The 19,416-nt window shown below is 65.8% G+C and carries 22 protein-coding genes; 12 read left to right on the top strand and 10 right to left on the bottom strand.

The window, feature by feature from the left end; all coding sequences use genetic code 11:
• The 3 genes from QOJ24_RS17845 to QOJ24_RS17835 form a co-directional block, all read left to right on the top strand.
• A partial coding sequence (locus QOJ24_RS17845; protein WP_526263552.1) for a CaiB/BaiF CoA transferase family protein occupies positions 1–1,070 on the top strand: 1,070 nt, incomplete at its 5' end.
• A gap of 13 nt (positions 1,071–1,083) precedes the next feature.
• Entirely contained in the window at positions 1,084–1,848 is a 765-nt protein-coding gene (locus QOJ24_RS17840; protein WP_526263550.1) for an SDR family NAD(P)-dependent oxidoreductase, read from the top strand.
• Complete coding sequence (locus QOJ24_RS17835) at positions 1,845–3,098, top strand: hypothetical protein (protein WP_526263548.1); 1,254 nt, start codon at positions 1,845–1,847, stop codon at positions 3,096–3,098. Before QOJ24_RS17840 ends, QOJ24_RS17835 begins: the two co-directional genes overlap by 4 nt.
• Before the next feature lie 15 nt (positions 3,099–3,113).
• On the opposite strand, the gene QOJ24_RS17830 is transcribed toward QOJ24_RS17835, so the two are convergent.
• From QOJ24_RS17830 to QOJ24_RS17815, 4 genes are read right to left on the bottom strand one after another with little or no spacing between them, the layout of a single operon-like run.
• Complete coding sequence (locus QOJ24_RS17830; RefSeq protein ID WP_526263546.1) at positions 3,114–3,764, bottom strand: TetR/AcrR family transcriptional regulator; 651 nt, start codon at positions 3,762–3,764, stop codon at positions 3,114–3,116.
• 52 nt (positions 3,765–3,816) lie between these two features.
• Positions 3,817–4,467 (bottom strand): hypothetical protein, encoded by a 651-nt coding sequence (locus QOJ24_RS17825; protein ID WP_526263544.1) that lies wholly within the window; start codon positions 4,465–4,467, stop codon positions 3,817–3,819.
• Positions 4,467–5,129, bottom strand: a complete 663-nt coding sequence (locus QOJ24_RS17820) for an MspA family porin (RefSeq protein WP_526263542.1) — start codon at positions 5,127–5,129, stop codon at positions 4,467–4,469. The genes QOJ24_RS17825 and QOJ24_RS17820 overlap by 1 nt, the downstream gene beginning before the upstream one ends.
• Positions 5,130–5,158: 29 nt before the next feature.
• Complete coding sequence (locus QOJ24_RS17815) at positions 5,159–5,854, bottom strand: MspA family porin (protein WP_526263541.1); 696 nt, start codon at positions 5,852–5,854, stop codon at positions 5,159–5,161.
• 415 nt (positions 5,855–6,269) lie between these two features.
• Between QOJ24_RS17815 and QOJ24_RS17810 the strand changes: the two genes are divergently transcribed.
• Together QOJ24_RS17810 and QOJ24_RS17805 are read left to right on the top strand one after the other, a co-directional pair.
• On the top strand, positions 6,270–6,755 hold the full coding sequence (locus QOJ24_RS17810; protein WP_526263558.1) for an Rv2240c family protein: 486 nt from the start codon (positions 6,270–6,272) through the stop codon (positions 6,753–6,755).
• The gene (locus QOJ24_RS17805) at positions 6,728–7,429 is read left to right on the top strand and encodes a sensor domain-containing protein (protein ID WP_526263539.1); all 702 of its coding nucleotides are present in this window, start codon (positions 6,728–6,730) and stop codon (positions 7,427–7,429) included. The genes QOJ24_RS17810 and QOJ24_RS17805 overlap by 28 nt, the downstream gene beginning before the upstream one ends.
• Before the next feature lie 9 nt (positions 7,430–7,438).
• Here QOJ24_RS17805 and QOJ24_RS17800 read toward each other — a convergent pair whose 3' ends face one another.
• From QOJ24_RS17800 to QOJ24_RS17780, 5 genes are read right to left on the bottom strand one after another with little or no spacing between them, the layout of a single operon-like run.
• Entirely contained in the window at positions 7,439–8,236 is a 798-nt protein-coding gene (locus QOJ24_RS17800) for an SDR family NAD(P)-dependent oxidoreductase (RefSeq protein ID WP_526263537.1), read from the bottom strand.
• The gene (locus QOJ24_RS17795) at positions 8,233–9,531 is read right to left on the bottom strand and encodes an acyl-CoA dehydrogenase family protein (RefSeq protein ID WP_526263556.1); all 1,299 of its coding nucleotides are present in this window, start codon (positions 9,529–9,531) and stop codon (positions 8,233–8,235) included. Before QOJ24_RS17795 ends, QOJ24_RS17800 begins: the two co-directional genes overlap by 4 nt.
• A 20-nt stretch (positions 9,532–9,551) precedes the next feature.
• Entirely contained in the window at positions 9,552–10,331 is a 780-nt protein-coding gene (locus tag QOJ24_RS17790; RefSeq protein ID WP_526263535.1) for an enoyl-CoA hydratase/isomerase family protein, read from the bottom strand.
• 5 nt (positions 10,332–10,336) lie between these two features.
• On the bottom strand, positions 10,337–11,512 hold the full coding sequence (locus QOJ24_RS17785; protein WP_526263533.1) for an acyl-CoA dehydrogenase family protein: 1,176 nt from the start codon (positions 11,510–11,512) through the stop codon (positions 10,337–10,339).
• Positions 11,496–12,494: an acyl-CoA dehydrogenase family protein gene (locus QOJ24_RS17780; protein WP_526263531.1), complete on the bottom strand. Its 999-nt coding sequence runs from the start codon at positions 12,492–12,494 to the stop codon at positions 11,496–11,498. Before QOJ24_RS17780 ends, QOJ24_RS17785 begins: the two co-directional genes overlap by 17 nt.
• 245 nt (positions 12,495–12,739) lie before the next feature.
• Between QOJ24_RS17780 and QOJ24_RS17775 the strand changes: the two genes are divergently transcribed.
• From QOJ24_RS17775 to QOJ24_RS17760, 4 genes are read left to right on the top strand one after another with little or no spacing between them, the layout of a single operon-like run.
• A complete protein-coding gene (locus tag QOJ24_RS17775; protein ID WP_526263554.1) occupies positions 12,740–13,828 on the top strand; it encodes an amidohydrolase family protein in 1,089 nt (362 codons plus the stop codon).
• Positions 13,829–13,858: 30 nt separating this feature from the next.
• The gene (locus tag QOJ24_RS17770; protein ID WP_526263529.1) at positions 13,859–15,001 is read left to right on the top strand and encodes an amidohydrolase family protein; all 1,143 of its coding nucleotides are present in this window, start codon (positions 13,859–13,861) and stop codon (positions 14,999–15,001) included.
• Positions 15,002–15,004: 3 nt separating this feature from the next.
• Positions 15,005–15,397, top strand: a complete 393-nt coding sequence (locus QOJ24_RS17765) for a Rieske (2Fe-2S) protein (protein ID WP_526263527.1) — start codon at positions 15,005–15,007, stop codon at positions 15,395–15,397.
• Positions 15,394–16,302: an alpha/beta fold hydrolase gene (locus tag QOJ24_RS17760; protein ID WP_526263525.1), complete on the top strand. Its 909-nt coding sequence runs from the start codon at positions 15,394–15,396 to the stop codon at positions 16,300–16,302. Before QOJ24_RS17765 ends, QOJ24_RS17760 begins: the two co-directional genes overlap by 4 nt.
• 5 nt (positions 16,303–16,307) lie before the next feature.
• On the opposite strand, the gene QOJ24_RS17755 is transcribed toward QOJ24_RS17760, so the two are convergent.
• Entirely contained in the window at positions 16,308–16,778 is a 471-nt protein-coding gene (locus tag QOJ24_RS17755; RefSeq protein ID WP_526263523.1) for a hypothetical protein, read from the bottom strand.
• 33 nt (positions 16,779–16,811) lie between these two features.
• On the opposite strand from QOJ24_RS17755, the gene QOJ24_RS17750 reads away from it, so the two are divergent.
• The 3 genes from QOJ24_RS17750 to QOJ24_RS17740 all read left to right on the top strand — a co-directional run.
• Positions 16,812–18,101, top strand: coding sequence for an NADH-ubiquinone oxidoreductase-F iron-sulfur binding region domain-containing protein (locus tag QOJ24_RS17750; RefSeq protein WP_526263521.1), 1,290 nt, complete (start codon positions 16,812–16,814; stop codon positions 18,099–18,101).
• Positions 18,098–18,397, top strand: a complete 300-nt coding sequence (locus tag QOJ24_RS17745; RefSeq protein WP_526263519.1) for a ferredoxin — start codon at positions 18,098–18,100, stop codon at positions 18,395–18,397. Before QOJ24_RS17750 ends, QOJ24_RS17745 begins: the two co-directional genes overlap by 4 nt.
• Positions 18,394–19,416, top strand: a 1,023-nt coding sequence (locus QOJ24_RS17740; RefSeq protein ID WP_526263517.1) for an OB-fold domain-containing protein, incomplete at its 3' end; no start/stop codon positions are given. The genes QOJ24_RS17745 and QOJ24_RS17740, both read left to right, overlap by 4 nt.

The following is a 19,416-nucleotide window of genomic DNA, read 5'->3' as shown; positions in this document are numbered from 1 at the left end:
CATCGCGGGGCGGTCCGCTGGAAGGCGTCCGGGTCGTCGAGCTCACCAAGGTGTGGGCGGGGCCGTATGCGGGCAAGCTGCTGGCATTCCTGGGCGCCGAGGTGATCAAGGTGGAAGACTCGAAGCGGCCCGAGGAGATGCGCGCCTACGGCGGAACCGACATCAACCGCGCGCCGTTCTTCCTCAGCATCAATCCCGAGATCCTCAGCGTCGACCTGGATATCAAGACACCGTCCGGCCTCGACTCGCTGCGCGACTTGATCGGCCGCAGCGACATCGTGATCAACAATCTGCGCCCGGGGGCGATGGAGCGAGGGGGGCTGGGATACGACGCCCTGCAGGCCGTCAAATCCGACATCATCTCAGTGTCGATCAAGATGTGGGGCAACGACGGGCCGATGGGCTATCAGACGGGCTACGCACCGTGCTTCGCCGCGCTGGCGGGACTGGCCTCGCTGGTGGGATACGAGGGCGGTCCGCCATTGGGGGTCAGCATGCGCTACGGCGACTCGACCGTCGGCGCCGCAGCGGCTTTCGCGGCCATCGCAGCGCTGATGCATCGCGAATTGACCGGGCAGGGACAGTTCGTCGACGTTTCCGCCGTCGAGGTGTTGACGTCGATGATCGGCGACAGCGTGCTGCGCCAGACACTGACCGGTGAGCGACTCGGACCGGACGGCAACAACAATCCCGACATGTCGCCGCACGGCTGCTATCCGTGTGCGGGCGGTGACTGGATCATCATCGCGGTGGCCGACGACGCCGAACGCGTTGCGCTGCGGGAGACGCTCGGGGACGGCGATCTCTCCGACCTGACCCTGCCGCATGACGCTGCGGAGCTTGCGCAACGGTTGCGCGGCGCCGGGGTGGCCGCAACCAAATGCGCCACGTCCCTCGACGTCATCGCAGACCAATCACTGTGGGCGCGCGGCGCGTATCTGTTCGTGTCCGACCACGTTGAGGGACAACGCCCCGTCCTGGGTCCATCGTGGCGGATGTCGAACAATCCGGCGCGGATCCAACGCGGCGCTCCTGACCTCGGCGAGCACAATGACTACGTTTTCACGTGACGGAGGAGACCCGATGAACAACGCACTCTCTGGCACCGTGGCGTTGATCACCGGCGCCAGCAGCGGTATCGGCGCCGCGACGGCGCGCAAATTGGCCGCCGAGGGAGCCGCGGTCGCGCTTCTCGCCCGTCGCGCCGACCGTCTCGATGAGCTGAAAGCCGAAATCGACGCGGCTGGGGGCACCGCGATGACGACGCCGGCCGATGTGACCGACGCCGAGCAGGTGGCCGCCGCGGTGGCGGCAACGATCGCTGGGTTGGGCCGCCTCGACACGCTGGTCAACAACGCCGGTCTGCTGCGAATGGGCGAGGCCGCCCAAGCGTCGCTGACCGAATGGGACGACCTCGTCTCGGTGAATGTGAGCGGCGTCCTCTACGCCACCCGCGCCGCGCTGCCCCACCTCATCGCGGCAGCGGCCGACTCGTCGCGGGGCGTCGCCGACGTCGTCACGATCAGTTCGACAGGGGGCCGGGTGGCCAGGCCCGGCACGGCGGTCTATTCGCTGACGAAGTTCGGGGTGAACGCGTTCAGTGAGGGTATCCGACAGGAGCTGATCGGCAAACGAGTCCGCGTCGGGCTGGTCGAGCCGGGCACCGTCGCCACCGAAATCACCGAATCCCTTCCTGCACAAGCCAAGCAGGCCCAGAATGAGAGGACCGCGGGCATGGTCAAACTGCGCCCGGAGGACATCGCCGACGCAGTGCTCTACATGGTGACCCGCGACCGCCGAGTGGCAGTCAACGAGATCCTGGTGCGCTCAGCCGAGCAAACCTGGTGAGCGACAGATGGGTCACCGGCGACCATTCCGGCTTGTCGTTCCCTGCCGACCCCGCCGCACTTCGCGCCGGCGATGTCGGATTCCTCTCCAAGGCGTTTGCGACCCCGGTCAGGAAAGTCACCCGGTGCGAGGAGGTTTCCGGCGGCAGCACCGGTCGCAAGGTTCTGCTGGAGGTGGAGTACGGGGACCCCGCGCCCGACTACCACGCCCAGTTGTTCGTGAAATTCTCCCGCGACTTCGACGATCCGGCGCGTGACCGCAGCAGAACTCAGATGGAGTCCGAGGTCAGGTTCGCCGCCCTGTCACTTTCGCCGAACTTTCCGATCGCCGTGCCGCGCGCGCAGTTCGCCGACTATCACAGTGCCACCGGCACCGGAATCCTCATCAGCCAACGAATCCAATTCGGCACCAACGGCTTCGAGAGACAGTACGACAAATGCCTTGACTACGAGATGCCTCGGCCCGCCGACCACTACCGCGCACTGCTGACCGCCCTCGGGCGGCTGGCGGGCGCGCACCGATCAGGGCGGCTACCGAAGCGGCTGACAAGCGAGTTCCCCGTCGACCTTCAGGTTGCAGCGGTGGGCCAACCCCCGCCGCTCACGCCTGACAAGCTGCACCGCCGGCTGGCGCGGTTGACCGCATTCTCCGAGACACGTCCTCGTCTACTGCCCATCAACGTGCGCTCGACGCAGTTTCTGGCCCGTTTCGCCGAGGAAGCGCTTCTGGTGGTCAAGCAGGAACGAGCGATCTGGCGGTATCTCGCCGAGGCGGGCGACTACATCGCCCTGTCGCACTGGAACGCCAACGTCGACAACGCGTGGTTCTGGACCGACGACCAGGGTGAACTGCAGTGCGGCCTGATGGACTGGGGTTGCGTGAGTCAGTTGAACCTCGCGATGGCGATCTGGGGCGCGATGTCGGGAGCCGAAATCGACTTGTGGGACGACCATTTCTCCGAGCTGCTCCACCTGTTGTGCGCCGAGGTAAACGCATCGGGCGGACCTGAGCTGGATCCTGTCGAGCTGGAACGACAAGTGCTGCTCTACGTCGCGCTGATGGGTGTCACGTGGTTGTTGGATGTGCCTGCGGTGATCCGCGCGAAGGTGCCCGGCATCCGAACGGCAACACTGCGGACGGATCCGGCCATCAAGAGCGACGAGAGTGTCCGCGCCCCGCTGCAGATGCTGGCCAACGTGCTGAACCTCTGGGAATCGAGGGCTTTGGGCCGAGCACTGCGCCGGCTGTGATTTTCGCCGAGGGTTTCAGGCACGGCCTGCCGGGGCCTGCCACAGTCCGACGATCGCGTCGACGAGCCCCTGCGCCTCCGCGGGCCAAGTCGACCTATCCCGGCGACCGTGTTCGGCGAGTTCGCCTTCGCGTTCGGCGCAGGTATGCATCAACAGGTTTCGCGCCATCGCGATTCGTTGAGAGCGAATGCGTTTGGGAAGATCGGGAAGGCATTGGTTGATCCCCTTGATCGCCGCGACGAGTTCCGGCGAGGTGAGCGCATCGTTCGTCACGACCTGGCGATAGGTAGGATCTGCCATCGCCTGCGCGGCGAAGCGCGCGTACCAGCTCGGATTTCCTAGAGCGGCAAGGTGATCGGTGAGCGGCAGGACGAGGGTGCCCACCCAGTCCCGGAGCTCTCCCGACCCGACGATCTCGCCAAGCATCCGCCTGCGCAATGCTTCGATCGGGCCACGGTGCTTGGTTTCGATTGCCCGCAGCAAGTGCGTCCTGGTACCGAAGTGATAACACGCCGCTGCGTTGTTTCCTTGGTTGGCAGCCTCGCTGATCTGGCGGTTCGAGACCGCGTACATGCCTCGCTCGGCGAACAACCGCTCAGCCGCTGACAGCAGCGCCTCCCGCGTGCCCGATGAGCGGTCGCTGCTCAACGCCCTCGCTGCGGTCATCCGTGTCAGTAGACACCGCGGCCCGGTTTAAATCAAGCAATTTATTTGGTCCCTACGCAGGCGGTGCACCACCGGGTGGCGCGTCTCCTGGACCCGGCTGGAATTCGCCGAGCCCGGAAGGAACGTTGGTACCTGGCGGGGGCGCCGTTCCCGGTAGCGGCTCACCGAGTTGCTCCTGCGGCACCTGTCCCAACAGACCGCCCTTCAGCATTCCGGCGCGGTACATGTCGATGTAGCGACCCATCCACGTCCGGGCGTTGACGTTCGCGTTCTCGTCCCCCGGCGCCACGTCGAACTGCTGGCCCTCGCCGGGCGCCGACGGAATGAGATTCTGTTGCGGGCCGTAGGCGTTGTTGAAGGCCTGCAGGTTCGGAGTCACTCCCGGGCCGGCGCCCGGCGCCGACGGCGCTGCATTTTGACCCAGCACGGTCGTCCCATCGAGTCCGGTGATGTTCGGCGCGCCGAGCGGACCGGGTGCTGGATCGCCCGCCTGCCCCAACACCGCCAACCCGTTCGGTCCCAGGTCCGAACCGAGGACCGGTACCGTCTCTGGCGGCGCCGGGTCCACGGGCGGCGATGGCGGCGGGGCGGGATCCGCGGCGGCCACCGCCGGGCCGGAAACTGCCGCCCCGACCATCAATACGGCGACCGCGGAGACCGCAAAGAGGCTGCGCACCTGCGGCTTTTCACCAGCTCTCGGCATCACACAGCCTTGGTGACACCGTAGTAGGCGACCACGTCGTCGGTGTCCGTCGACGAGCTCGTCATCGTCGCATATGACCGCAGGAACGACTGGCCGACACAACCGTCGACCTTGATATGCGTGTCCTTGAGCGTGACGCGAACCGGTGCTGCCTTGAACGTCTTCTTGTCGACGGTGACATTGGAGACCGTGCCGGGTTTCGCGTGGATCTCGATGGTGCCCGAGATCGGGAAGCTGACGCCCGTCGGCACGATGCCGCCGGTTAGCGACGAGCCCGACGTGCTGACGCCGACGGATCCGATCAGCCGCACCTGTCCGAGCTCGATGCCGCAACCGATCTGGTAACCGGCTTCAAGCGCCCCGCCGCTGAGACTCGTGCTGCCATGGCCCGAGACCACTCCGGTGAAGGTGCCGCCGACCAGGTACTCGCGCGAGGACACCGCGGTAGTCAGAGGCGCGACCGGCAGCTGCGTCTCGTTGCTGGCGGCGACCGTCAGCACCCACCCGTCCGGCGTCGTCACCACGCCGGGCGCGGCCGAAGCCACCACCCCGTTGTCCGGCGGCGGCCCGGGATCCTCCTCAGGCGGATCGGCCATTGCGAGTGGCGCGGTCCCGACCGCGATCAGCAGGCAAGAAGCAAACGTGACAAAGCGATTCAGCATAAGGGTCTTCCGTTCGAGTTGCATTGCGGTCAGACGGCCTTGGTGACGCCGAGATAGGTGATGACGTCGTCGGTGTTGTCGGTCGAGCTCGTCAACGTCGCGTACGAGCGGATGAAGGACTGCCCTGCACACTGGTCGGTCTTGATCCGGACGCCCGTGATGGTGACGCGAGTCGAACTACCCTTGAACGACTTCTTGTCGATGGCGACGGACGTCACCGTGCCCGGCTTCAGGTACACCTTGCCCTGCAGGCTGAGGCCGAAACCCCCAGTTGCGTTGCCGGTGAACGGAATCGCGATGCCAGGGGTGAAGCTGGCGCCGGGGTTGATCTCGGTCTCGTCGGAGATGATGCCGCAGCCGATTTGTTCGCCGGCCTCCATCGAACCGCCCGTGAGCTTGGTCTTGCCGCTACCGGTGATCTTGCCGGTGAAGGTGCCCGCGACCAGATATTCGCGCGACGAGATGGCGGTCGTCAACGGGGCGACCGGTAGCTGTGTCTCATTGCTACCAACCACTTCGAGGTGCCAGCCGTCGGGAGTGTCCAGGACTCCGGGAGGAGCCGACGGAACGGCGCCCTCGGGTGGCAGAGGGTTGGTGGCGTCGGCCACTGGTTGCACTGCAGGGTCTGGAGGCGCCGGCGGATCGGCGATGGCGACGGGCGCCGCTGCTCCGATCGGAACTGCCAAGCACAGTACTGCTGCCATGGTGGCAAAGCGGGTGGACATGTTCGATTCGACGCCTCTCGTGGGGGACCCATCGGATTTAAACGATCTGTCGCCGGGAGCATCCAATGGCCGGGTTTCCAGTCGGTGAACCCACGGAAAACAATGCCCATCCCGTTGTCGACTGGTCGGTCATGCTGGTGCTCTGTCCGGTATCGCACTAACTCTCAGGTGATTTCACAGCTTCGGATAATGAGATGGATCGCCGCTATCAGCCGCGCGTTGGGTCGCCGTTCAACGGCCGGACATCTCGTTGATCAACCGTTGGTCGACATGCCCGGCAGCGCTGCAGGGCGAAAGGCGCCGCGATCGCGAGCAGCGTCGACACCAGGTTTGAGCAAACTTCGCACGGTGCGAAATTTTTGGAGGCACGTTGAGGTCGTCTCACGTCCGTATCGCCACCTTCACCACGTCTTGCATCGCTGTTGGGCTGGGATTGATCTCGCCGGCGACGTCATTCGCGGATGACGTGGGCGCCGACCCGTCTATGCCAGGTCCAGTGCAGGTCGCTACCGTCGGAATCTCCGCTGACGCCGACCCGGCCGCCGTCACGGCCTGCGCGGCATTCGCCGAGGTGCTCGACGGTTCCGCGACCTACTACGGCGACTTCGCCGACACCTTCGAAGGTTCGGACTACGCGGACCCGGCCGTGAGCGACAGCAATGTCGTCGGGCGCACCGCACTCCGGCAGGCGGCGGGGGTGGCGATGACCGCCGCCAACACACCCGGCCTGCAGCCAGAGATCGCCGATCCGGTGCGGAAGTGGTCGGTCGACGCGACCAAGCTGCTGGTCAAGATGGGCCTTCGGATACCCGGCGACAGCCTGAACACCACGGCCACCGAGATGAACGACGACGCAACCAAGGCACAAGCGGCATGCGCAGCGGCCGGCACTCACGCTTGACGGCACTGGCAAGCGCTGTCGCGGTGGGCCTTTCGTGGCTGACGGGGTGCGCGCAAGCACCAGCCGCCAACGAGCAACCGAAGTCGGTGTCCGAATCGGCGCTGACCGGGCTGCTGCTGAACGGCGACGACATCGACGCGGTGATGTCGACCGACAACATGATCGCGCACCCGCCCGTCCAGCAGATGGGCGACCACCGCAACCTGCTGCCGAACCTGAACTGCCTTGGCGTCTGGCAGGTCAACGAGGCACCGATATATGACCCGAGCGAGTGGCAGTCAATGCGCCAACAGATGCTTCGCTCCCCAGATAGTGACAACTGGAACAGCCTCGTCGTGCAGTCGGTCGTCTCATACCGCAGTACCGAAGCCGCGCAACGGTTTTTCACCGAGTCGGCGAATCGGTGGGCCAAGTGCACCAACCATCGCGTGAACATCCGGCTCAACGATCAGCCGTTGCCCGCGTGGCGCAGCGGCGATCTCACCGCCTCTCCGAGCAGGCTGACGATGCCCTACGCCCGTGGCAGCGGCGAGCAGGTCCGGTCCTGTCAACGCGCACTTGCGGTCGCCGCGAACGTGATTCTCGATATTCAGGCATGCAGGCCTCAACAACGGCCGGCAGTCACTCAGGCAGGCGACATCGCCGAGTTGATTGAGGCGAAGTTGCCGAGGTAACGCGACAGGTCAGGTCGACAAGCCGACCTCGCCGAGGAACTCCTGCGTGTGCGCGATGCGACCGGTCATTGTCTTCGGATCGCCGGTGCACAACAGCAGCGCGGTTCGGGTGATCAGCTCGATGTCTTCGGTGTCGGTCTTGGCGAGGTCCAGGGTGCCCGCACCCGGCGTGGCGACCGGGTTCGTCGGTGCCGCGGCGTTGACGGCGATTCCGTCGTCGTAGAGTTCGGCCGCAAGGCTCTTGGTCAGCCGATTGAGAGCGGCCTTCACCGTGCCGTAGACCCCGAACCCCGCCGCGCGATCGAACTCGGAGAACGGCGGGCCCGCAGGCAGATCGCCGCCGACCGACGTCACGTTGAGCACCCAGCCGCGGCCGCGCTCGCGCATGACCGGTATCGCCAACTGCGTCAGGTGCAGCGGCGCAAGCACATGCATCTCCATCATCAGTCGCACCCGCCGTTCGGGAAACTCATCGAGCGACCGGAGAAAGGTGACCGCGGCGTTGTTGACCAGGATGTCGGGCGCACCCACGCGTTCGACGACCTCCGCGAACAGCCGCTCACGGTCCTGCGCGCTCGAAAGGTCCGCCTGGATCGCCACCCCGGCCCCACCGACGGCCTCTATCTCGGCGAGCGTCTGACGAAGGGATCCTTGGTATTTCGGGTCGGGTTCCATGGTGCGTGCCGTGAGGGCCACCGTCGCGCCCTCGCGGGCCAGGCGTTGTGCGATCGCCTTGCCGAGTCCCCGGCTGGTGCCGGTGACCAGGGCCACTTTGCCGTCGCACGACGGTGGACCTTCCTTCGTCACGTCCGCGGTATCCCAGCCAGCTTGTCGGCGAACTTCTGTTCGGCCGCGTCCCGCAGTCGCAGCAGATGCTCGGACGGGAAGACGTCGGGTGCAGGTTTGACGTCCTTGCACAACAAGCGGGCCAACGTGGCCTTGTGCACCTCCGTCGGACCGTCGGCAAGACCGAGGACGAATGACTCGGTCAGGTACTGCACGAACGGCATCTCGTGTGACGTGCCCAGCGAGCCGTGTAGCTGTAATGCCCGGGCCGACACGTCGTGCAGCACCTTCTGCATCATCGCCTTCACCGCCGAGATGTCAGCTCGCACCGCCTTGTAGTCGTTGTATTGATCGATCTTCCACGCAGTTTGCAGGGTCAGCAGCCTGAACGCCTCGATCTCCATCCACGAGTCGGCGATCATCTCCTGCACCATCTGCTTGTTCGCAAGCACTTCACCCTGCGTGTAACGCGACACTGCTCGCTCGGTGAGCATGTCGAAGATGCGCCGGACCAAGCCGACGGTCCGCATGGCGTGATGAATGCGGCCGCCGCCCAGCCGCGTCTGCGCGACCACGAACGCGCCGCCTCGAGGTCCGAGCATGTGATCGTCTGGCACGCGGACGTTCTCGTAGCGCACATATCCTTCGCGGCCGCCGCCGCCGGGCGGCTGATAGCCGAGGCCGACATCGCGCAGCACGTTGATGCCGGCAGTGTCGCCCGGCACGACGAACATCGAATACCGCTGATAGGGAGGCGCGTCCGGGTCGGTCATCGCCATCACGATGATGAACGACGCCATCGAGGCGAACGACGAATACCACTTCTCGCCGTTGATGACCCACTGGTTACCGTCCTGGACCGCCTCGGTGGTGAACACCTTGGGATCGGCGCCGCCCTGGGGTTCGGTCATCGAGAAGCACGACACGATCCGGTTGTCGAGCAACGGCTCGAGATAGCGCTCCTTGAGTTCGGGAGTCCCGTAGTGGGCCAAGATTTCGCTGTTGCCGGAATCCGGTGCCTGCGAACCGAAGACAATCGGCGCACATTCGGATCGGCCGAGAATCTCGTTGAGCAGCGCCAGCTTCATCTGGCCATAGCCTGGGCCGCCGAGATGCGCGCCGAGGTGGGTGGCCCACAGCCCACGCTCCTTGACGATCTGCTGCAGCGGCGGAATGAGCGCCTGGCGCACCGGATCGTTCAGGTCGTGCGACTCCTTGACGATCAGATCGATCGGCTCGCATTCCGCGCGCACGAAGTCTTCGACCCAGGCCAGTTGCTCCGCCCAGTCCGGGTCGGTGGAGAAGTCCCACGCCATCGTCGTCCTTCCGTCGAAAGTCAGTCCTGCGACCACTTGCGCCGTCGCGCAGCGGCGTCTTCGGACGCGTGGCTGAGCACCTGGTTGCGGTTCTCCAGCTCCATCGCCGCGTCGAGTCCGGTGGCATCGGCGTTCACCTGCAGCGCACGCTTGGTCAGCTGCACCCCCAGCGGTGCCAATTCGGCTATTGCGGACGCGATGTCGATGGCGCGCCCGACCAGCCGGTCGGGCTCCACCAGCTCGCTGACGAGCCCCCGCCGGTCGGCCTCGTCGGCCGCGACGGTGCGGCCGGTCATCATCCAGTCGGCAGCGACGCTGGTTCCGACGATTCTCGGAAGGTGATAGCTCATGCCCATTTCCGCGCCGGACAGTCCCAACAGGATCGCGCCATTACCGAATGTGGCTGCAGTGGAGCAGATCCGGACGTCGGCAGCCAGACACAGCGCCAGTCCCCCGCCGACACAGGGGCCGTTGACCGCGACGACGACGGGTTGCGGCAATCCCCAGACGGCGCGTGGTAGCGCCGACATCGACTCCTGGAACCGCAGCCGGTCGATGGCGGGGGCGTTGGCGTCGGGCACCCCCTGGCCGAAATCGCGCATGTCGATGCCGGAACAGAAGCCGCGGCCTGCGCCGGTCAGCACGACCGCCCTGACCGATTCGTCGTCCGCCGTCGTCACGAGCATCTCGGCGAGCTCACGCCGCATCACATCGTTGATTGCGTTGAGTCGCTGCGGCCGGTTCAGCGTCACGACAAGGACGCCGTCGAGCGGCCGTTCGACGAGCAGCGTCTCGGTCACCGTTCTCAGCGCCGCGGCAGGCCGAGCACCTGCTGGGCGATGATGTTGCGCTGGATCTCTGAGGTGCCCCCTGCGATGGTGCCCGAGTAGCTGCGCGCATACCGCTCGAACCAGCTCGCGAAGTAGTGGTCGAGGTTCATGTGCGCGTAGCGGCCGGTGGTCGAGGGATGGAGCAGCCCGTCGATTCCCGCCGCGGTCAGCGCGGTATCCGCCGTACGAAGCTCCGCTTCGGAGCCGAACAGCTTGAGCACCGACACCGATGCGGTGTCGGCCTCGCCGCGCGCGGCCTTCGCCAGCGCCGCAGAACCCATGGCGCGCAGGGCGATGTAATCCATCACCGAGGTGGCGAACTGGTCGCGCTGCAGTTCTCCGCGCGGGCGGAAGTCGCTGATCATGTTGTTGATCCGGTCGGCGAAGCCCAGCCACATCATCGTGCGCTCATGGCCGAGCGAGCCGTTGGCCACACCCCAGCCGCCGTTGAGAGGCCCGACGAGGTTCTCCGCGGGCACCCGCGCATCGGTGAAGAACACCTCGTTGAAGTCCTTGTTGTCCTCACCGCAGATGTCGGCGAACGGGCGGCACACCACCCCGGGGGTGTCGGTCGGGATGATCAGCACGCTGATGCCCTTGTGCTTGGGGGCATCCGGGTCGGTGCGCACGAACGTCAGCAGGAAGTCGGCATCGTGAGCGCCGGAGGTCCACACCTTCTGACCGTTGACCACGAAGTGGTCGCCATCGGCGACGGCGCGGGTGCGCAGCGACGCCAGGTCGGAGCCCGCGCTCGGCTCGCTCATCCCCAAGGATGCGGTCATCTCGCCCTTGAGTACAGGGACCGCCCACTTGTGCTTCTGCTCGTCGGATCCGAACGAGATCAGCGACGCCGCAACGATGTTGACGCCCTGTGGATTGAAACTGTGGTAGATGCGGCGCCGGCAGAGCTCGTCGAGGTGGACGAACTGCTGCAGCACCGAGGCGTTGCGGCCGCCGAACTCGGGCGGCTGCGCCGGTAGCAGCCATCCGTTGTCGAACAGCAGCCGCTGCCACTTGCGCGCCCACCCCGGCATGTGCGAAACCGACCTGGGCCGCTCGAGCGTGTCGGCTTCGCTCGGCAGGTGCTCGTCGAGAAACGTCGAGAACTCGGCACGGAACTCCTCGACGTCGGGATCAAAAGTCAGCTGCATCGAATTCCTCCGCGATCAGCGCGCGATGCTCGGCCGCGCCGCCGAGCAGCAGCTCGCCTGCCTTGGCGCGCTTCAGCGCGAACTGGAGATCGTTCTCCCATGTGAAGCCCATGGCACCGAACAGCTGCAGGCCATGCCGGAACACGACGGCCTGACACTCCCCCGCCGCCGCCTTGGCCATCGACGCCGCGATACGGCGGCGCGGATCGTCGGCCGAGATGGTCAGCGCGGCGAAGTAGGATAAGGCGCGCGCGCGTTCGGTGGCGACGTGCATGTCGACAGCCTTGTGCTGCACGGCCTGGAACGATCCGATCGCGACGCCGAACTGCTGGCGCTGCTTCACATGCTCGAGGACGAGGTCGATGATGCGCTGGCATGCGCCGACGGTGGTGACCGCTATTCCGGTCAGCGCCAGATGACGTGCCTTCTCCGCATCGATCGGCAGCCGTTCAACGTCGGCCAGCCGCACGCCCGACAGCGACACGTCCGCGATGTGCAACACGGGGTCGAAGACCTTGCTGCGCCGGATGGTCGTCTGGTCCGCGTCGACGAGGAACACGCCGCCATCGGTGACGACGGCGAGTCGGTCGGCGCGGTCGGCGTCGAGGACGTGGCGCGCGGTTCCGTCGAGCACCCAGCCGTCGGCGTCGCGGTAGGCGGTGATGCCGTCGTAGATGGCCGCGCCGGCGCGCTGCGGTTCGAAACGGTCGCCGACCAGCGGCGCGAACTGCGTCAGCGTCGCCAGGAACGGTGTCGGGTCGGTGGCACGGCCGAGCTCTTCACAGACGATCGCGAGCTCAACCGCATTCTCCGGGTCGGTCAGCTCGGTCCAGCCCGCGTCGATGTAGGCCTGCCACAGCGGTGCTGGGTCGACGCCGTTCTCGGCGACCTCCCGCACCAGCGACGGCGGGCACTGCTTACCGACCGCATCGCGCACGGTGTCCTGCCACAGCCGCTGATCCGCATCGAACTCGAGTAGCATCCGGCGCCTCCTGGTGCGATTACCCGTCGCGCATGAGAATAACATTCTCCTTAGATGTCGTAACTGTTCTCGAAATGCGACTACCTCGTTTCGGGGGAGGGCTACTGTGCATGTGACCAGCGCGCGCCCTGACCTGCGGAGAAGTAAGCGTTGCGCTTGAGAACCCAATTCTTGCCAATGAAGAACTTGGCTTTACACTGGCTGTATGTCCGGTGCATGCCGGCAGACATCGGAGGCCCTCGGTGATCCAACATCCTGACGGAGCGACGACGCCCGTCATAGATGCGAGCGTGCACATTTTCGTCAAGTCGAACAAGGACCTTCGCACGAACTTCATGGCTGAGCCGTATCGCAGCCGCGGTTTCCCTGACTACGAGATGGACTGGTACGGCGCCCCCGGCGGCGAGTATGTGAAGGGCAGTGAGGGCCCCGACCGTCAGTACCCCGGTTCGGATCCCGACATCGTCGGCCACCAGTTGTTCGACCAGCGTGGCGTGGATGTGGCGATCCTGCACCCGATGACGCGGGGCATCATGCCGGATCGTCACCTCGGAACCGCCATCGCCGCGGGCCACAACGAGATGATGGTGACGCGTTGGCTCGACGACGGGTCCTACCGGGATCGGTTTCGGGGCACGATCCGGATCAATCCCGACGACGTCGCCGGCTCGCTGCGCGAGATCGCGAAATACAAGGATCATCCCAAGGTGGTGCAGATCGGGGTGCCCCTGCAGTCGCGCGAGGTTTACGGAAAGCCGCAGTACTGGCCGCTCTGGGAGGCGGCCGTCGACGCGAACCTTCCTGTCGCCGTGCACATCGAGGTCGGGTCCGGCCTCTCGTTCGCGCCGACGCCATCGGGCGTCACCAGAACCTATGAGCAGTACGTCAGCTTCATGGCGCTGAACTACCTGTATCACCTGATGAACATGATCGCCGAAGGGGTATTCGAACGGATGCCGGAGCTGAAGTTCGTCTGGGCCGACGGCGCGGCGGACATGCTGACACCGTTCATGTGGCGGATGGACTGCTTCGGCCGCCCTCACCTCGAACAGACACCATGGGCGCCGAAGATGCCCAGCGACTACCTGCCCGGACACGTCTTTTTCATCCAGGGCGTCATGGACGGCCCCGGCGATGTCGAGTTCGCCGGCGAGTGGCTTGGTTTCACCGGCAAGGAGGACATGCTGATGTTCGGGTCCAGCTACCCGCATTGGCAGGTCAACGACCTGAAAGTGCCGAGCGCATACACGGCCGAACAGCGCGACAAGCTGTGCTGGCGCAACGCCGCGCAGCTCTACGGGATAGACGTTGAGGCCGGTGTCAGCGCACAGTAGTAGCAGAGGTTTCGAGCAAGGGAGACCACGATGACGGTGACCACCACGGAGCGCATCCCCGCTGCCGAGCGAATTGCTGTGCGGTGCGTCGACTCCGACGTCCATCCGACGCCGCGCGGCGGTGAGCTGACGCAATACATCCCGGAGCCGTGGCGCAGCAAGTACTTCCTGGCCCGCAAGATCGGGGACCAGATCTACTATGACGCTCCCGACTACGCGCACGCGTACGCGATGCGAGCCGACACCTTCCCCGATGACGGCCAATTTCCCGGCAGCTCTCCGGATCTGGCGTTCAAGCAGCTGATCATGGAGGCGGGCGCGGACATCGCAATCCTCGAGCCCGCGGCCTACCCAGCCCGCTTCCGCGAGGCCAACCACGCCATCAGCTGCGGCCTGAACGATTGGCAGGCCAATCACTGGCTGGACAGCCATAACAACTGGCACGAGCGGTGGCGCGGCTCGATCTGCGTCGCGATCGAGGAGCCCGAGGCGGGCGCCGGCGAGATCGAGAAGTGGGCAGGCCATCCCTACATGGGTCAGATCCTGATCAAGGCGGAGCCACGGCCGTCATGGGGCGATCCCAAATACGATCCGATCTGGGCCGCCGCGACCAAGCACGACATCACGGTGAGCTGCCACCTGTCCCGCGGCCACCACGAGGAGCTGCCGATTCCGCCCGTCGGATTCCCCAGCTACAACCACGATTTCATGGTCACCTACTCGCTGCTGGCAGCCAACCAGGTGATGAGCTTGATCTTCGACGGAGTCTTCGACCGGTTCCCCACCCTGCGAATCGTGTTGGTGGAGCACGCCTTCACCTGGATCCTGCCGCTGATGTGGCGGATGGACGCCATCTACGAGGCCCGTAAATCGTGGCTGGACATCAAGCGCAAACCGTCGGAGTACGTCAAGGACCACATCAAGTTCACCACCCAGCCGCTGGACTATCCCGAGGACAAGACCGAGCTGTCACGGGCGTTCGAGTGGATGGAGTGCGAGAAAATTCTGCTCTTCTCGTCGGACTACCCGCACTGGACGTTCGACGACCCGCGCTGGCTCGTCAAGCACCTACCCGAACACGCCCGTGAGGCGGTCATGTTCCGCAATGGCATCGCGACGTATCACCTGCCCGAGACGGTCCCCGCCCTCGAGGGCCAGGTTCGGGTGTTCTGACCTGTGCCGGACGAGTCGAAACCGCCCCGGCTGGCCCAGGGGCGTGAGCACGTCGTAGCCACTCTCGACGAAATCCCGCCGGGGACACACAAGTTGGTTCCGATCGGACGCCACGGCGTGGGTGTCTACAACGTCAATGGAACATTTCACGCGATCGCGAACTACTGCCCGCACGAAGGCGGCCCGCTGTGCTCCGGCAGAGCGCGGGGCCGAACGGTCGTCGACGAGAAAGTACCCGGTGATGCCGTCATGGTCCGCGACCTCGAATTCATCTACTGCCCCTGGCATCAATGGGGATTCGAGCTCGCCACCGGCACCACCGCGGTGAAACCCGAGTGGAGCATCCGTACCTATCCGGTCCGGGTCGTCGGCAACGATGTGCTGGTGCAGGCATGACCACTACTGAATCGGCAGGGCCCAAGCTGAAGCGCGGCGAGAAGGTCTTCGAGGTCAACGGCGGCAATGTCGTCTACGAAATCCTCGGCAAGGAAGGCGATTTCATCGCGCTGACCCCGGGCGGCCGCTTCAGCAAAGATATCCCGGGCCTTCGGCCGCTGGCACAGGCGTTGGTCAATGGCGGCTACCGGGTGCTGCTGTGGGACCGGCCCAACTGCGGCAAGTCGGACGTCCAGTTCTACGGCAAGAGCGAGTCCCACATGCGCGCCGAGACGCTGCACGCGCTGATCACCGGGCTCGACATCGGGCCGTGCATCATCGCCGGCGGTTCGGGCGGAGCCCGCGACTCCATGCTGACCACGATGCTCTACCCCGAGATCGTGCGAAAGCTGGTGGTGTGGAACATCGTCGGCGGGGTCTACGGCTCGTTTGTGCTCGGCGGACACTACATCGTCCCGAGCATCCTGGCGACGAGGGGCGCGGGCATCAACGGCCTGCTGCGCGTCGGCGAGTGGAGGGAACGTATCGCCGAGAACCCGCACAACGAGGACCGATTCCGCGCACTCGACGTCGACGGTTTCCTCAAGGTGATGTTGCGCTGGCTCAATGCCTTCGTCTCGAAACCGGGCCAGACCATTCCCGGTGTCGAGGACGAGATGTTCGACGACATCACGGTGCCGACGCTGATCATCCGCGGCGGCGAGAACGATTGGGATCACCCGAAGCGCACATCGCTGGAAGTCCACTGCCTGATCAAGGGCTCCACGTTGATCGACCCACCGTGGCCCGAGGACGCCTGGGAACGCGCTGGCGAGAAGTTCGCCGCCAGCGGAGGCAAGAAGTTCTGCATGTTCGACACGTGGGTGCAGGCCGCGCCCGCGATTCTGAAGTTTCTGGACAAGTAATGGCGCTACGTCGTTCGAATGTGCACTTCGCAGTTGAGGGACGCCTCGAGCGCGGTGTGAATTCGGCTCTCCGGGATGCGGTCCACGTCGGCCTTGCGCAGCGTCACCGTGACGATGTCGAAGCCGTCGTCTCCCTGCGCGCGGGCGATCTCCCCCACAAGACCGAAACCCGCAAGCACGCCGTGCACGTCGTCGTCGCTGCCGCGGCTGATGTAGGTCAGTACACCCGGGGCGGGGTCCGTGCCGAAGGCCTTCGCGCACAACGCGACCGCGGCACTCTTCATGTGCTCGGCGTCGTCGCCTCCCATCAGCATCTGCACTTCCCGACGGCCCGCGGGCATCGCGACGATATTGCCGTCCAGCACCTCGATGTCCGCGTCGACGAGACCGCGGAGTGCCGCCATGCCATCCGCTAACTGGTCAGGGGTGAGGCGGCCCGCGGGGTCCACCAGCACACGCACCACCGCGGTTCTCATGTCGGCAACCCTAACCGCGGACGGAAGGAAGCCATGACGGCCACAACCGATTTCGCCGTAGCGGTGTGGCCGGGACTCGAGCCGCGGCTGCTGCGACACGGCGCCGATGACTACTCCGGCTACCGCGACTCCGGCGGATACCGGACGCTCGACGACCCGGATGGCCTGCTCAACCAGGTCGACCTGTCCGGAATTCTCGGCCGTGGTGGCGCCGCCTTCCCGCTCGCGGTGAAGCTGAAGACCGTCCGGGCAAACGGTCGGGCGGCAGGCGGTGCGGTGGTGGTCGCCAACGGTGAAGAGGGCGAGCCCGCGTCGATCAAGGACCGGTGGCTGCTGCGGCACCGCCCGCACCTTGTGCTTGACGGGTTGCGCCTGGCGGCACGGTTGGTATCAGCCGACCGTGCGCATGTCTACGTCTCCGACGGCGCTGCCGCAGAAGCGGTGCGAAGCGCCCTTGCTGAGATCGACGGGGAGATTCTGGACGGCCTGACGATAACGGTGCGCACGGTCGACCCCGGGTACGTCGCGGGCGAGGAGACGGCCGCCGTGCGGGCGCTCAACGGCGGTCCGGCCAAGCCGACCGACAAACCGCCCCGCCCGTTCGACGAGGGTGTCGGCCGCCTTCCGACGATGGTCAGCAATGTCGAGACGCTAGCCCTGATCCCATTCATCCACCGGCATGGTGCCGAGGCGTTCCGCGCACAGGGCACGTCGACGTCGCCGGGAACGTTCCTCGCGACGATCACCGGTGCGGGCAGACCACCGGCGCTGTACGAGCTGCCACACGGCCTGCCGTTCGGTGAGCTGCTCGAATTCCACGGTGTGCCCGCCGATCAGGTGCGCGGCGTCCTGATGGGCGGCTACTTCGCCGGCCTGCTGAACAACGACGTCCTCGACATCACGCTGGACCACGAATCCGTGCGCCGCCTCGACAGCGGGCTGGGCTGCGCAGCGATCACAATCCTCACCGAGGACTGCCCGGTGGCCGTCGCCGCGTCGGTGATGGCGTACTTCGACCGCGAGAATGCGGGCCAGTGCGGTTCGTGCTTCAACGGCACCGCCGCCATGTCGGCGGTGACCGAGGCGCTCCGCGACGGAGTGGCCACCAACGACGACCTGGAGCGGCTACAGAGATGGTCGGTGGTGCTTCGCGGGCGAGGCGCCTGCGCGACGCTGGATGCGGCGACCAACGTGGCCGCCAGTCTGCTGACGGCGTTCCCGCAAATCGTTGCGCGGCACCTGGACAACGACTGCGACTCGTGCCGCGCGGGCGCGTTCACGGCGGACCGGCCATATGAGATCGAGGCGGCGGTGACGACATGAAGATTCGTCTTGACCGGACCGTCTGCGACGGCTTCGGCGCGTGCGCCAAGCATGCACCGGAGTACTTCTCCCTGGACGACTGGGGATACGCGTCGCTGGAGGGCAACGGCACGATCCCCGAAGAGGACCGGGCCGCGGTGACGCGGGCCCTGCTGGACTGCCCCGTGCACGCCATCATCGAGATGGGAGAACATCGACCCTCCCGTGACGGGGCCGCACATTCGGACCTTCGCGACGCGCAAGAACCCGATCCCGCGACAGACGGCAACGAGGCGATATCGGAATTCGTCCGGTGACCAGACCGCTGCCGGAAGTCAACCCGCAGAACGAATTCTTCTGGACTGCGGGCGCCGACGGCGTGCTGCGGATCCAGGAGTGCAAGGACTGCGATGCACTGATCCATCCGCCCCAGCCGGTGTGCCGGTACTGCCGTGGTCGCAACATGGGTGTGCGCGACGTGTCGGGCGAGGCCACCCTGTCGGCCTTCACCGTCAACCACCGTTTCGGCTTTCCTGACCTGCCGCCGCCCTATGTAGTGGCGCAGGTCGCGATCGTCGAGGACCCGCGGGTTCGGTTGACCACCAACATCGTTGACTGCGAGCCCGAGGAGCTGGAGCTCGGCCGGCTCGTCGAGGTCCGGTTCGAGAAGATCGAGGACAAGGTCGGCCCCGTCTGGTTGCCGGTGTTCACGCCGACCGCGGAGAAGAGGACCGGGCCGCAGGCGGTCGACGAGATCGCACCCGCGGACTTCGGCAAGCACGTATCGCCGATGCTGACCACGCAGAAGTTCGAGGACGCGGCGGCCATCACCGGAATCGGCATGTCGAAGATCGGCAGGCGCCAGATGGTGCCACCATTGTCGTTGACCATCGACGCCTGCGAGCAGGCGGTGGCCGACGCGGGATTGACGTTCGACGACATCGACGGACTCTCAACGTATCCCGGACTCGACGTCGCAGGCATGGGTGAAGGCGGGGTGACGGCGCTCGAGGGTGCGCTCGGACTGCGGCCTGCGTGGATCAACGGCGGAATGGACACCTTCGGTCCAGGCGGCTCGCTGATCGCGGCGGTGATGGCCGTGGCCACCGGCATGGCCCGCCATGTGCTGTGCTTCCGAACCTTGTGGGAGGCGACCTTCCAGCAGTTGCTGAAGGAAGGCAAGATGTCACCGCCTGGGGGCGCCCGCACCTCGAGCTGGCAGATGCCCTTCGGCGCGACATCGGCCGCGCACACGCTCGCCTTGAACGCGCAGCGGCACTTCGACCGGTACGGCACCACGAGGGAGACGCTCGGCTGGATCGCGTTGAACCAGAGG

It is taken from the genome of Mycobacterium sp., assembly GCF_032159775.1.
In the GTDB taxonomy this organism is placed as follows: Bacteria; Actinomycetota; Actinomycetes; order Mycobacteriales; family Mycobacteriaceae; genus Mycobacterium.
Note: the sequence above shows the minus strand (reverse complement) of the source record. Positions and strands in the feature narration are given on the sequence as shown.

Bases quoted from the DNA above. Each gene is read 5' to 3' on its own strand.
- QOJ24_RS17760 (WP_526263525.1), top strand. From the start codon at position 15,394: ATGACCACTACTGAATCGGCAGGGCCCAAGCTGAAGCGCGGCGAGAAG.
- QOJ24_RS17785 (WP_526263533.1), bottom strand. From the start codon at position 11,512: ATGCAGCTGACTTTTGATCCCGACGTCGAGGAGTTCCGTGCCGAGTTC.
- QOJ24_RS17825 (WP_526263544.1), bottom strand. From the start codon at position 4,467: ATGCCGAGAGCTGGTGAAAAGCCGCAGGTGCGCAGCCTCTTTGCGGTC.
- QOJ24_RS17770 (WP_526263529.1), top strand. From the start codon at position 13,859: ATGACGGTGACCACCACGGAGCGCATCCCCGCTGCCGAGCGAATTGCT.
- QOJ24_RS17780 (WP_526263531.1), bottom strand. From the start codon at position 12,494: ATGCTACTCGAGTTCGATGCGGATCAGCGGCTGTGGCAGGACACCGTG.
- QOJ24_RS17750 (WP_526263521.1), top strand. From the start codon at position 16,812: ATGACGGCCACAACCGATTTCGCCGTAGCGGTGTGGCCGGGACTCGAG.
- QOJ24_RS17830 (WP_526263546.1), bottom strand. From the start codon at position 3,764: ATGACCGCAGCGAGGGCGTTGAGCAGCGACCGCTCATCGGGCACGCGG.
- QOJ24_RS17795 (WP_526263556.1), bottom strand. From the start codon at position 9,531: ATGGCGTGGGACTTCTCCACCGACCCGGACTGGGCGGAGCAACTGGCC.
- QOJ24_RS17805 (WP_526263539.1), top strand. From the start codon at position 6,728: ATGCGCAGCGGCCGGCACTCACGCTTGACGGCACTGGCAAGCGCTGTC.
- QOJ24_RS17755 (WP_526263523.1), bottom strand. From the start codon at position 16,778: ATGAGAACCGCGGTGGTGCGTGTGCTGGTGGACCCCGCGGGCCGCCTC.
- QOJ24_RS17820 (WP_526263542.1), bottom strand. From the start codon at position 5,129: ATGCTGAATCGCTTTGTCACGTTTGCTTCTTGCCTGCTGATCGCGGTC.
- QOJ24_RS17840 (WP_526263550.1), top strand. From the start codon at position 1,084: ATGAACAACGCACTCTCTGGCACCGTGGCGTTGATCACCGGCGCCAGC.
- QOJ24_RS17745 (WP_526263519.1), top strand. From the start codon at position 18,098: ATGAAGATTCGTCTTGACCGGACCGTCTGCGACGGCTTCGGCGCGTGC.
- QOJ24_RS17815 (WP_526263541.1), bottom strand. From the start codon at position 5,854: ATGTCCACCCGCTTTGCCACCATGGCAGCAGTACTGTGCTTGGCAGTT.